This is a genomic window from Burkholderia sp. Ac-20384, assembly GCF_017104605.1.
GTDB lineage: Bacteria > Pseudomonadota > Gammaproteobacteria > Burkholderiales > Burkholderiaceae > Burkholderia > Burkholderia lata.
In genome coordinates this window covers 1-12,639 of sequence record NZ_JAAGPE010000270.1, presented here as the reverse complement: position 1 = coordinate 12,639, position 12,639 = coordinate 1, and the positions used below count along the sequence as shown (strand labels likewise).

The following is a 12,639-nucleotide window of genomic DNA, read 5'->3' as shown; positions in this document are numbered from 1 at the left end:
CGAACTACTTCGGCTTCGTGATCGGCGCCGCGCTGCCGGCCGCGGCGGCGGCCGAGCGGCTGATGCTCGCGTGGGACCAGTGCGCGTCGTCGTATGCGAATTCACCGGTGGCCGCGACGATCGAGCGCCAGGCCGCGCGCTGGGTCGTCGACGTGCTCGGGTTGCCTGAAGGCAGTGCGGTCGGTTTCGGCACGAGCGCGACGGCCTGCACGCTCGTCGCGCTGGTGGCCGCGCGGCGCGCGCTGCTCGCCCGCAAGGGCTGGGACGTCGACGCGGACGGCCTGATCGGCGCGCCCGAAGTGAAGGTCGTGATCTCCGAGCTTGCACATATCACGGTGAAGAAGGCGCTGCGCGTGCTCGGTTTCGGGATGAAGCGCCTCATCGTCGCGCCGGTCGACACGCACGGCCGCATCGACCCGGCGCAATTGCCGCCGCTCGACGACATGACGATCCTTTGCGTGCAGGCCGGCGAAGTGAACACCGGTGAGTTCGATCCGTTCGCGGCGCTGATTCCGTCCGCGAAGGCGGCCGGTGCGTGGGTGCACGTCGACGGCGCATTCGGCCTGTGGGCCCGCGCCTCGTCGAAGCGCGTACTGACGGACGGCATCGACGGCGCGGACAGCTGGACGACCGATGGCCACAAGTGGCTCAACACGCCGTACGACGGCGCGATGGTGATCTGCCGCGACGCGGCCGCGCTCGCGACCGCGATGAACAGCGACGCCGTCTACCTGAGCGGCGCACAGGACGCGCAGAAGAACCTGAACCTCGAGTTCTCGCGACGCGCGCGCGGCATCCCCGTGTGGGCCGCGCTGCGTTCGCTCGGCCGCGCCGGCGTGGCCACGATGGTCGAGCAGCATTGCGCGCAGGCGGCGCGGGTCGCGGACGGCCTGCGTACCGCCGGCTACGACGTGCTGAACCGCGTCGTGCTGAACCAGGTGCTCGTGCGCGCCGGCACCGACGATGAAACGGCGGCGATCCTCGCGGCCGCGCAGGCGTCGGGAGACGTGTGGTTCGGCGCGACGGTGTGGCAGGGTCGGCCTGCGTTCCGGATCAGCGTGTCGTCGTGGCGTACCGAAGACGCGCACATCGATCGTCTCGTGGCCTTGCTGACGGAGTTGCGCGGCGTGCACGTGCGCTGAGCGGCGGCGGCGCGCGCGGAGGTGCACACAATCACGCGCGCCGCATACCCCGAATCGTCAGCCCACCGAGTCGGGAAACGCGTTCCCCGCAACCGCCTCGGCCGCAACCTTCAAGCATTCGATGAAATGCAGCGCGGCCGGCGTCAACAACGCATGCCGCCGCATCACGATCGCGACCGTCAACGCGGGCATCGGCTCGGCGAGATCCAGCACGACGATGCCGCGCGACTTGCGTTCGACGTCGGCGAGCGGCCGCGCGAACACGCCGAGCGCGTCCGTTTGCGACACGAGCCCGAGCGTCGCGGCAAACGACGGGCAGTGGACCACCCGCTTCGGCACGTCGATCCCGAACGGCACGAAGATCGAGCGCACCAGATCGTCTCCGCCGTCGCCGTAGCGCGGCACGCACCATTGCGCATCGACGAGCTCGCGCAGCGAGTGGGCGCGCGCAAGCCGATGCCGGTTTCTCGCGACGACCGCGAACGCCGTACGGAACAACGGAATGCTCGCGAATTCGTCGGGGTCCGGCATCGCGTTCGACAACTGATGCGTGACGATGAAGTCGAGCGAGCCGTCGCGCAGCCGCGCGAGATCCGTCGCGGTCAGCGCATCGTCGACGTTCAGCGTTGCGCCGGGCAGGTCGCGAGAGAACGCGGCGAACGCGCGCGGCAGGAGCGTCAGCGCGACCGTCGGGCTGACCGCGATCGACACCGAGCCGGTCGTACCCAGCCGCAACTGCTCGATTTCGTCGCGCGTGCGCTGGATCTCCTCGACGATCAGCCGCGCGCGAATCGCAAACGCGCTGCCATAGTCGGTCAGCGCAATCCCCTTCACGCTGCGTACGACGAGCGGCACGCCGAGTTCCTGTTCGAGCTCGCGCACGATGCTGCTGATTGCCGGTTGCGTGACGCCGAGCGCACGTGCCGCGCCGCGGATGGTGCGATGCTCGGCGACCGCGAGAAACGCATCGAGCTGCTTGAGCTTCATGGGTGACCGATCCGAATGCGAAGGAAGCACGGGGTTCCGGGCGGGACGCCAGGTGACAAGAAAAAATTATCGTCCACAACGAAATCTTGGATTTTTCTTATTGGGTCGAGTGTATATGCTCGGTGCTTTTCAGGAGCGGTCACGATGATTCTCGTTAACCAGCAACGGCTGTGGGATTCACTGATGGAGATGGCGACGATCGGTGCGACCGCGCACGGCGGCAGCTGCCGGCTCGCGCTGAGCGACGACGACGCGCTCGGCAGGCGCCGCTTCATCGCGTGGTGCGAAGCAGCCGGGTGCGAGATCCGCATCGATCCAATCGGCAACGTGTTCGCTCGCCGGCCGGGCACGGAACCCGGCTTGCCGGCCGTGACGTGCGGCAGCCACCTCGACACGCAGCCGCTCGGCGGCCGCTTCGACGGTGTCTACGGCGTGCTGGCCGGCCTCGAAGCGATTCGTACGCTGAACGAGCACGGCATCGCGACGCGGCATCCGATCGACGTCGTCGCGTGGACCAATGAAGAGGGTTCGCGCTTCACGCCGGGCATGATGGGCTCGGCCGTCTATGCCGGCGCGCTGGATCTCGACTACGCACTGGATCGCCCGTGCATGCAGACAGGCGCGCTGCTCCGCGACGAACTCGAACGCACGGGCTTCGCCGGTCCCGCGCGCGAGCGGCAGATGCCGAAAGCGTATTTCGAAGCGCATATCGAGCAAGGGCCGGTGCTGGAGCAGGCCGGATTGCCGATCGGCGTCGTGACCGGCGTGCAGGGCATCTACGAACTCGACGTCACGGTGACCGGCTTCGAATCGCATGCGGGCACGACGCCGATGAGCGTGCGCCGTGACGCGATGGGCGTGGCGGCCGCGATGATCGCGGCGATCGTCGAGCACGGCCACGCGTTCGACGACGATGCGCGCGTGACGGTCGGCCATGTCGCGTGCCAGCCGAACTCGCCGAGCACGATTCCGGGCAAGGTCCGGTTCAGCGTCGACGTGCGCCACCCGTCGCGGCCGGCGTTGCAGCAACTGGTCGCCGACATCGAAGCGATCTGCGTTGAGCGCACCGCGCTGCGCGGCACCAGCGTGCAGGTGCAGACGATCGCCGAATACGAGCCGGTGGTGTTCGATGCGGAATGCGTCGAGCGTGTGCGGCAGGCAACGGCTGCCGCCGGCTATCCGTACAAGGAGATGTGCAGCGGCGCGGGGCACGACGCGGTGAACCTGTCGTACGTCGCGCCTTCCGCGATGGTGTTCGTGCCGTGCAAGGCCGGCTTGAGCCACAACGAAGCGGAAGATGCCGATCCGGTGCACCTCGCGCAAGGCGCGTCGGTGCTGGCGAACCTGCTGGCCGATTGCGCGCGCTAGCCACGCGCGATGGCGCGGTTCGCGACATCTCTGCAAGCGTGAAAATGTCGGACAATGGCCGCTGCGCGCGCCACGCGGGCGCAGCGTTCAACCGAAGCATTCACGCTTGTGAGATCCCCATGTCGACTCCCTTTCCCCGGGAACTGCTGAAGGCCGCCGATATCGCGAAGATGGAACCGACGCGTGCGGTGCATTCGCTGAATCCCAATGCCGTTCGTCTCAAGCGACAACTCAGCGACCTGACCGGCCTGACGCAATTCGGCATTCACCTGCTCACGCTGATGCCCGGTCACGAATCGGCCGAGTATCACCGTCACCTGTACGAAGAAGAGTTCGTGTACGTGCTGTCCGGTACGGGCGCGGTCACGATCGGCGAGCGCACCGAGGCAATCGGGCCCGGCGATTTTCTGGGCTTTCCGCGCGGCGGCGAAGCGCATACGGTGCAGAACACCGGCGATACGCCGCTGGAGCTGCTCGTCGGCGGGCAGCGGCTCGAACACGATGTCTGCGAATACCCGCGAATCGGCAAGCGGCTTTATATCGCGGGCGAACTCGAAGACTATGTCGATCTGCCGAAGCAAGCCTGACGCGGCCCGCTTCAAGTCACTCGATGACTCGCCCAGACGAGGCATGTGACATAAATGTCCGAAATTTGTATATTTTTTTCGGACATTTATGTCTTGATTTTTGTCCTGAAAATGTATACAAATTTCGGACAAGGAGATTTTGCATGTCCGACGTCAGTACCCGTATCACCTCGCTCGTCAGCGCAGCAGGCCCTGGTACTGTCTGGGTGCCCGCCGATTTCGCGCGTCTTGGCTCACGCGACGTGATCGACAAGACCTTGCAACGTCTAGTCGCAAGCGGGATTCTGCGTCGCATCGACCGAGGGTTGTACGACCTCCCGGTGATCAATCGATTAACCAGGCGCCCGACGGCGCCGGATTATCGTGCCGTGCTCGACGCAATTGCCCGTCGCGATCAACTGCGTCTGCTGGTCGACGGCATGACGGCAGCCAACGATCTCGGGCTGACGGATGGGGTCCCTGCGCGAGTGACGATTCATACCGACGCGCGCCGGCGCGCGGTTCAACTGGACGGACTGCGAATCGATTTCAAACAGACCGCGCCCAGTCGCCTTTACTGGGCGGGGCGACCCGCGATGCGCGTCGTGCAGGCGCTTCATTGGCTCAAGGATATGCTGCCGGGCGACGGGGACAGGATTCGTGTCCGGCTCAAGTTTATCTTCGCAGATCCGAAGCATGGCCGAGACATTGCCGCCGACCTCGCTCAGGGTTTTGCGCAATTACCGGCCTGGATGCAGGAATTCCTTCGTTCGATCTCTTCGTTCGATCAGGTACTTGCTGACTCGCCCTCGCCAGATTTCTCTGTGGAACCTGGTAAGACAATCGCGCCATCGAATACGGGCAAGGACCATCGATGAACGGGGCATTTCGGGAAATCATTGCTGCCAGCGACGCGGATCGTCGGGATTTGTTCATCGGCACGGCGACACGCCTTGGCACGGCGGTACAGAACGTCGAGAAGGATTTCTGGGTCTGTTGGGTTCTGGATGCATTGTTCAACGGGTTGCCTCCGGGCGGCCCTCGCCTCCTGTTCAAGGGGGGCACGTCCCTGTCCAAAGGGTTCGGGTTGATTTCACGCTTTTCGGAAGATATCGATATCACGGTATTTCGGGCCGATCTCGGGCAACAAGTCGAGCCTGCAGAACTCGAGACCCTGAGCGGAAAGCAGCGTCGTCTCCGGCTCGACGCAATACGTGACGCTTGCCGGGACTTTATCCAGGGAGAATTCAACGCCGGTTTGCGCGACTGCGCCACGCGACTTGTTCCGCAGGGTTTCAAGCTGGAACCTGATCCGGACGATGCAGACGGGCAGAGCCTGCTTTTCTGGTATCCGGCCGCGACAGCCCGACAGGACGAATACATCCGTTCCGCCGTCAAGATCGAGTCAGGGGCAAAGTCGGCACTGGACCCGCATGCAATGACGACCATCAGTCCCTACGTTGCAGACGATCTGGCCCATCTCGATTTGCGTGTAACGAATGTGGTGACCGTTCAACCCGAGCGCACCTTCTGGGACAAGATCGTGATCCTTCATGGTCTGCGGCAATGGTTTGAGCAGCGTGGAGAACTGCGTCACGGCGGTCAACGTGTTTCCCGGCATTACTACGATGTTCACCAGTTGCTCCGCAATCCGGAGGCATCGAAATGGATGGGAAATGTCGAGCTGGCTGAAGACTGTGCCCGTCATGCGCGCCTCTTCTTCGGTAGCCCCGATTTGCGGCTCGACATCGCTCGTCACGGAGCGTTTACGCTGATGCCGTCCAACGGAATGCTCGATACGCTGCGGCGTGACTATGCCGCCATGACCGGAATGATCTTCCGAAACGTGCCCGACTTGGTTGATGTACTGACGAGTGTGGAGCGCGTGGAGGCAACGATCAACGGTTGACTGCGAGACTCGAGTCGATTCGGGAGTCCATGTCGATTGCGATACGTTCAGTCGTGTCGACTTTGTCGCTCGGTCTAAACAAGCCGTGGCGTCAACGGTAATTGCCAATCGCCAATCGCATATCCACGGCCCCATTCCGCATAAAAACTGAATCAATTGCCTCTTGTTTAGATAAACAAAATAAAAATTCGTAAAAATACGGGGTAGAGAAAACACGTTTATTTGGGCACGCTTGTGCCCATTGTCCGTTCCTGGGCGCCGGCATTTCGACATGCCGGCGCATTGTTTTCCAGGTGTGCGAATTCGGAAATAACGACACGCACCCGGGATTTTCGACCGATCGGCCGGGCAAGCGGAATTCATCAAAAGCATCCTGATTCAAAGCTCAGTAGTTCGAATCAACATTCTGATTCAAGAACGATACGGAGACAGGCGATGTCGAGGAACTGGGGGTGGGGAACGGCGCTGTTGGCGCTGTGTGTTGCCTTGGCTTCTTGCGGTGGCGACGGCGATTCGCCGTCGGTGGCGGCTGCAAACATGTCGGCTGCCGCGCAGTCGCAAGGCAATGAAAACGGCAACGGCGGCAACGACAACAGCAACGGCAACGAAGCGTCGAAGAAAAACGTCGACCTCCGCGTCGCGCAGTACGTCAATCCGCTGATCGGCACCGACTACGCGACCGACCAGCCGGCCGACCCGGTCGGCTCGGGCCTCGGCGGCGGCACGTTCCCGGGGCCCACCGTGCCGTTCGGGATGATGCAATGGAGCCCGATGACGCCGACCGCCCAATACGACAGCAGCAAGGGCGATGGCTCCGGCTTCTCCGGCGGCTACTGGTACGGCGACACGTCGATCAATGCGTTCAGCATCCTGCACCTGAGCGGCACCGGCTGCTGGGCGAACGGCGGCTACCTGAACGTGATGCCGCAGCTCGCGCCCGGCGACGCCGGCACACCGGCCAGCTTCACTCACGCGAATGAAACCGCGCAGGCCGGCTACTACGGCGTCACGCTCGGCAACGGCATCACGGCCGAGCTGACGACGACGGTGCGCACCGGCTTCGCGCGCTTCACGTATCCAGCGCTCGCGCAGGGCCAGCAAGCGACGATCGCGATCGATCCGACCGTGCTGAACAATCGCGCGCAAGGCACGACGAGCGACACGATCAGCCAGGTCGGCGACCGCGCGCTGTCGGGCACGATCGCGGGCGGCGGATTCTGCTGGGCCGGACATGCGGTGCCTGTCTACTACTACGCGGAATTCAGCCAGCCGTTCGCGGCGAAGCCGGCGCTGTCGAACAACAGCCCCGTGACCGTCACCTTCAATGTCGACCGCAAGCATCCCGACGTGATGATGAAGCTCGGCGTCTCGTTCGTCAGCGAAGCGAATGCGAAGGCGAACCTGCGCGCGGAGAATCCGGAAACGGATGCGCAAGGCAGCCGGAACTGGCGCTTCGACAAAGTGCGCAGCGCGGCGAGCGCCGCTTGGAATGCGCGCCTGAACGCGATTCAGGTCACGGGCGGCAGCGATGCCGACAAGACGAAGTTCTACACCGCGCTGTATCACGCGTCGTTGCACCCGAACGTGTTCAACGACGTGAACGGCCAGTATCCGGACTTCTATGCGTCGAACGGCGCATCGTCTGCGCCGACGAAGCAGGTCGAGAAAGGCCGCACGATGTACGCGAACTTCTCCGGCTGGGACATCGACCGTTCGTTCATCCAGTTGCAGGCGCTGCTCGATCCGGTGCGGACCAGCGACATCGTGCAATCGCTCGTGCTCGATGCGAAGGCGTGCGGCGCGTTCCCGCGCTGGGCGTACTTCAATACCGAGACGGCCGTGATGCCGGGCGACGCGGGCTCGATCATCGTCGCGAACGCGCATGCGTTCGGCGCGACGAACTTCGACACACAGGCCGCGCTGTCGATCATGAAGCGCAGCACGGCGCCGGGCGCCGCGTGCGCCGGCACGCCGGTGATGGGCAGCCGCGCGGACTACGACCGGCTCGGCTACGTGCCGTCGTCGGGCTCGGGCGACAACCAGACCGCATCGAACACGCTCGAATACGCGGTGCGCGATTTCGCGGTGTCGCGCTTCGCGACGGCGCTCGGCGATACGGCGACGGCCGGCACGCTGCTGAAGTCGAGCGGCAACTGGCAAAACCTGGTCGATCAGGGTGCGATCCAGCCGAAGACGTCGGCCGGCGCGTGGGTCACCGACGGCACGGGCTTCATGGAAGGCAATTCCGAGCAATACACGTGGTACGTGCCGCACGATCTTGCCGGCGTGGTCGCGCAGGCCGGCGGTGCCGCCCCGGTCGTCAAGCGGCTCGATACGTTCTTCACGCACCTGAACATCGGCACCGTGCAGCCGTATTTCTACGTCGGCAACGAAGTGACGATGGCCGTGCCGTGGGTCTACGCGTGGGCCGGTGCGCCGTCGCATACGCAGCGCGTGCTGCATGCGTCGCTCGCGAACGAGTTCGGCACCGGCGCGGCCGGGCTGCCGGGCAACGACGATCTCGGCGCGATCTCGGGCTGGTACGTGTGGGCCGCGCTCGGTCTCTACCCGGTCGTGCCGGGCGTGAGCGGCGTCGCCGTGTCGAGCCCGCAGTTCGAGAAGATCACCGTGCGCGTCGGGCAGAAGGACGGCAGCTACCGTCTGCTGCACATCGTCGCGCCGGGAGCAGGCTCCAGCGACAGCGCGTCGTTCTATGTGAAGTCGCTGAAGCTGAACGGCGCACCGTACTCGACCGCGTGGCTGCCGTTCGAGCAGATCGCGAAGGGCGGGAAGCTGTCGTATTCGATGACGACTGATGCGAGCGCCACGACGTGGGGCACCGACGCATCGGCGATGCCGTCGTTCCCGCAGCCGGCGAGCGCGCCGTAACGGTCGTGGAGATCAACGAGCGGTTCTGGCCAACAGGATCGACGCAGAGAGAGGGAGGGACGAACGGATGAAGCTACGTCATGTGGTGGGTATCGGGTGCCTTGCCGTGCTGTCGGGGTGCGGGGGCGATCAGTCGCCGACGGATGCAAGCGTGCTCGCGCAGATGTCGAATGCGCAGGGCAACCAGAACGATCAAGGCAACCAGAACGACCAGGGCGATCAGAACGATCAAGGCGAAAACAGTGGCGCGGCCAAGCGGTCGGTGCTGCACAGCGTCGACCCGATGATCGGCACCGCCAATCTCGACATCAACGCGGACTGGAGCAGCGGCGTGCGAGGTCACGGCCACGTGTACCCGGGCGCGACCGTGCCGTTCGGGATGGTGCAGCTCGGGCCGGACACGACCGGCGGCGCGCACACGCTGCCGTGGAACTGGGATCGCACGTCGGGTTACCAGTACGACGATCCGCTCATCACCGGCTTCACGCATACGCACCTGTCGGGTACCGGCATCGGCTCGGGCGGCGAAGTGCGGTTCCTGCCGACGCTGGCGCCGGTCGACACCGCGACGCTGGCGAAAGTCGCTGCCGATTCATCGATCACCTACAACGCGTCGTTCAGCCACGACGACGAAACCGCGAGCCCCGGCTACTACCGCGTGAAGATGGCGCCGGTCGGCAGCGGCAACACGCCGTGGAACGTGCAGGGCGCGAAGATCCTCGCGGAGATGACGGCCACCTCGCATGCGGGCGTGCATCGCTACACGTACTTCCCGAGCGCGGCTGCGCAGAAGCGCAGCATGATCGTCAGCATCGACAACCCGATCGGCGGCTCGACCGCGAGCGGCAAGATCCAGGTCATCGATGCGCAGACGATCGCCGGCTGGGAGATCACGAACAACTGGGCGAACAACAAGCCGACGTATTTCGTCGCGCGTTTCTCGAAGCCGTTCGATACGAAGAACGTCGCGTTCAGCGCCGACGGCTTCAAGGCCTACCTGACGTTCGCCGACGGCAACGACGGCGGCGGCGCGGTCACGGTGAAGGTCGGCATCTCGCCGTCGAGCATCGCGGATGCGCAGGCCAATCTCGCAGCGGAAGTCGGCGCGAAGTCGTTCGACCAGGTGCGCGGCGCGGCCGAACGCGCGTGGAGCGCCGCGCTCGACCGGATCCGGATCAAGGGCGGCAGCGCCGACCAGCGCACGATGTTCTACACGTCGCTGTATCGCACGATGCTCGCGCCGACCGTCTACAACAATGCGGACGGCAGCTACGTCGGCACCGATTCGACCAACGACGGCACGACGTCGCCGCCGACCACGAGCAAGCACGCGAATCCGGGCTTCGACTATTCGTCGACGTTCTCGCTGTGGGACACCTTCCGCGCCGAGTCGCCGTTGATGACGCTGGTGCAGCCCGAACGCGTCGACGGCTGGGTGAAGTCGCTGCTCACGCAGTTCAAGCAGAACGGCAAGGGTGAATTGCCGGTGTGGCCGCTCGCGCAGACGGAAACCTTCACGATGGCCGGCCACCCGTCGATCCCGCTGATCGCGGATGCGTACCTGAAGCACCTGACGAGCGCGGGCATCGACGACATCTGGACCGCGCTGACGACCACGCAGAGCGCAAGCGCGCATGGCTTCGACCAGTACCGGCAGAGCGGCTACGTATATGCCGGCGACAACGCATCGGTGTCGACGACGCAGGACTATGCGTTCGACGATTGGGCGACGGCCGCGGTCGGCAAGGCGGCGGGCAAGAGCACGGCCGACTACCGGCCCTACCTGCAACGCAGCCAGAACTACCGGAACGTGTTCAACCCGGTGTTGAACAACGGCTGGAAATTCTCGCAGCCGAAGGATTCGCAAGGCAACTGGGTGGCGGGCTTCGACCCGACGGCGGCGGAAAAGACGGACTTCTCCGAATCGAATTCGTGGGTCGATACGTGGAACATCTTCCACGACTTCCCGGGCCTCGTTGCGTTGCTGGGCGGCAAGAGCCAGTTCATCGCGCAGCTCGATCGCACGTTCGATCCGGCCAACCCGCTGACCTTCCTCAACAACCAGGGCTTTCCGGACCTGACCGGCCGCAGCGGCCAGTTCTTCGCGGGCAACGAGCCGGCGAACCACCTGCCGTACCTGTACGACGTCGCGGGCATGCCGTCGAAGACGCAGGACCGCGTGCGCACGGTGATGGACGACATGTATTCGCTGACGCTGACGGCCGGCGATCGCGCGCTGTTGAGCGGCGACAGCCTGAAGGCCGCGCTGGCCGATCCGCGCCGCGTGCGCGATTCGGCGATTCCCGGCAACGACGATTGCGGGCAGCTGTCCGCGTGGTACGTGCTGTCCGCGCTCGGCATTTATTCGCTGAATCCGGTGGGCGGCGTGTTCTACCTCGGCACACCGCTGTTCGAGGAAGCGACGATCGACATTCCGGTTGCATCGGGAGGCGGGGACGGCAAGGGCCTGAAGTTCGGCGCGACGCGGCGCTTCAAGGTGACCGCGCATACGGCCGGCGGCGGCGCACCGTCATCGGTGAATCGCTACGTCCAGTCGGTGCGCCTGAACGGCACGCCGCTGCATCGGCCGTACGTCACGTACGACGAGATGAAGGCCGGCGGCACGCTCGACTTCGTGATGGGGTCGACGCCGAACGACTCATGGGTCAGCACCTGGAACGGACAGGATCCGAACAGCGCGCTCGCGCCGTCGCTGGCGCTGGCCGGCAAGTAAGCGATTGGCAAACGGCCCGCTTCGACGCGGGCCGTGTTCCTTCATCCAGCGGCGCCGGTTTCGACCGCGAGGCCGGCCGCCTTCCACTCCGGAAATCCGTCTTCCAGCCGTGCGGCGTTGAAGCCGCGCGCGCGCAATGCGGCGACTGCTTCGACCGCAAACACGCAGTACGGGCCGCGGCAGTAGGCGACGATCTCCGTCCCGGCCGGCAACTCGCTCACGCGTGCATCGAGCTCGGACAGCGGGATGTTCAACGCGCCCGGCAGGTGGCCTTCCGTGAATTCGTCGTGCGGACGCACGTCCAGCAGCGTGACGAGGCCGTCCGCGAGCCGTGCGGTCAGTTCGTCGCGCGACACGGGCTCCAGCGCATCGCGCGCGTGGAAGTAGTCGCCCATCACCTTGTTGACCTCGGCGACGTTGCGCTCGCCCACGCGGCCGAGCGCCTTCATCAGCACGACAACCTCGCTGTCGCCGGCGAGGCGGTACACGATGTGCTTGCCGCGCCGCTCGGTATCGACGAGACGCGCGCGCCGCAGGATCTGCAGGTGCCGCGACGTGTTCGCGAACGTCATCCCCGACAGCGCCGTCAGTTCCTCGACCGACCGCTCGCGCTGCGCGAGGTGCTCCAGCAGTTCGAGCCGGTTCGGATGGCCGATTGCCTGCGCGACCTCGGCGAGGCTCGCATAAATCGCTTGCTTGGGTCCCGTGCTTGACACGTGGCCTCCCATCGATCAATCATTCATCAAATTGATTGAATGTTACCGCGTTCGCGGGACGGAGGCAATCCGATGATTCTCAGACTCTTCCAGCGTCCCGATACGGGAGGCATTTCATCCCTGTTCGGTTGCGGCGGCAAGGCGACCGGCGCGGTGGTCGATCCGGTCGCCGATCGGATGGCTTGCCCGCGCGTCGCGGCGGGCTAGCTGTGAAGCTTCAATAGGTTGTATCGATGGTTCATCCGGACTGAGTCTGGGAGACTGGAAGTCGCCAAACACCCAACCTTCCAGGAACCCAGCCGGATGAACACCCATAAGAATGCCCGAC

Annotated in this window: 10 protein-coding genes; 7 read left to right on the top strand and 3 right to left on the bottom strand. The window is 64.8% G+C overall.

Going from position 1 to position 12,639, the window contains the following annotated elements; genetic code table 11:
- Nucleotides 1-1,142: pyridoxal-dependent decarboxylase (locus tag G3O00_RS33205; RefSeq protein WP_206145522.1), on the top strand; the 1,142-nt coding region annotated here is incomplete at its 5' end.
- 57 nt (nt 1,143-1,199) lie between these two features.
- On the opposite strand, the gene G3O00_RS33200 is transcribed toward G3O00_RS33205, so the two are convergent.
- Complete coding sequence (locus tag G3O00_RS33200) at nt 1,200-2,129, bottom strand: LysR substrate-binding domain-containing protein (RefSeq protein ID WP_206145521.1); 930 nt, start codon at nt 2,127-2,129, stop codon at nt 1,200-1,202.
- 144 nt (nt 2,130-2,273) lie between these two features.
- Between G3O00_RS33200 and G3O00_RS33195 the strand changes: the two genes are divergently transcribed.
- The 6 genes from G3O00_RS33195 (at nt 2,274) to G3O00_RS33170 (ending at nt 11,595) form a co-directional block, all read left to right on the top strand.
- Nucleotides 2,274-3,497 (top strand): Zn-dependent hydrolase, encoded by a 1,224-nt coding sequence (locus G3O00_RS33195; RefSeq protein WP_206145520.1) that lies wholly within the window; start codon nt 2,274-2,276, stop codon nt 3,495-3,497.
- Nucleotides 3,498-3,616: 119 nt separating this feature from the next.
- Entirely contained in the window at nt 3,617-4,084 is a 468-nt protein-coding gene (locus G3O00_RS33190; protein ID WP_206145519.1) for a cupin domain-containing protein, read from the top strand.
- 143 nt (nt 4,085-4,227) lie between these two features.
- Complete coding sequence (locus G3O00_RS33185) at nt 4,228-4,941, top strand: DUF6088 family protein (RefSeq protein ID WP_206145518.1); 714 nt, start codon at nt 4,228-4,230, stop codon at nt 4,939-4,941.
- The gene (locus G3O00_RS33180) at nt 4,938-5,972 is read left to right on the top strand and encodes a nucleotidyl transferase AbiEii/AbiGii toxin family protein (protein WP_206145517.1); all 1,035 of its coding nucleotides are present in this window, start codon (nt 4,938-4,940) and stop codon (nt 5,970-5,972) included. The genes G3O00_RS33185 and G3O00_RS33180 overlap by 4 nt, the downstream gene beginning before the upstream one ends.
- A gap of 435 nt (nt 5,973-6,407) precedes the next feature.
- Nucleotides 6,408-8,861, top strand: coding sequence for a GH92 family glycosyl hydrolase (locus G3O00_RS33175; protein WP_206145516.1), 2,454 nt, complete (start codon nt 6,408-6,410; stop codon nt 8,859-8,861).
- A gap of 67 nt (nt 8,862-8,928) precedes the next feature.
- Complete coding sequence (locus G3O00_RS33170; protein ID WP_206145515.1) at nt 8,929-11,595, top strand: GH92 family glycosyl hydrolase; 2,667 nt, start codon at nt 8,929-8,931, stop codon at nt 11,593-11,595.
- Nucleotides 11,596-11,636: 41 nt separating this feature from the next.
- Here G3O00_RS33170 and G3O00_RS33165 read toward each other — a convergent pair whose 3' ends face one another.
- Nucleotides 11,637-12,311: a metalloregulator ArsR/SmtB family transcription factor gene (locus tag G3O00_RS33165; RefSeq protein ID WP_206145514.1), complete on the bottom strand. Its 675-nt coding sequence runs from the start codon at nt 12,309-12,311 to the stop codon at nt 11,637-11,639.
- 114 nt (nt 12,312-12,425) lie between these two features.
- Nucleotides 12,426-12,639 (bottom strand): hypothetical protein (locus G3O00_RS33160; protein ID WP_206145513.1); only part of this gene is annotated, 214 nt, incomplete at its 5' end.

Excerpts from the sequence above, each read along its gene's own strand:
- G3O00_RS33200 (WP_206145521.1), bottom strand. The coding sequence starts at position 2,129 with ATGAAGCTCAAGCAGCTCGATGCGTTTCTCGCGGTCGCCGAGCATCGC.
- G3O00_RS33195 (WP_206145520.1), top strand. The coding sequence starts at position 2,274 with ATGATTCTCGTTAACCAGCAACGGCTGTGGGATTCACTGATGGAGATG.
- G3O00_RS33190 (WP_206145519.1), top strand. The coding sequence starts at position 3,617 with ATGTCGACTCCCTTTCCCCGGGAACTGCTGAAGGCCGCCGATATCGCG.
- G3O00_RS33185 (WP_206145518.1), top strand. The coding sequence starts at position 4,228 with ATGTCCGACGTCAGTACCCGTATCACCTCGCTCGTCAGCGCAGCAGGC.
- G3O00_RS33180 (WP_206145517.1), top strand. The coding sequence starts at position 4,938 with ATGAACGGGGCATTTCGGGAAATCATTGCTGCCAGCGACGCGGATCGT.
- G3O00_RS33175 (WP_206145516.1), top strand. The coding sequence starts at position 6,408 with ATGTCGAGGAACTGGGGGTGGGGAACGGCGCTGTTGGCGCTGTGTGTT.
- G3O00_RS33170 (WP_206145515.1), top strand. The coding sequence starts at position 8,929 with ATGAAGCTACGTCATGTGGTGGGTATCGGGTGCCTTGCCGTGCTGTCG.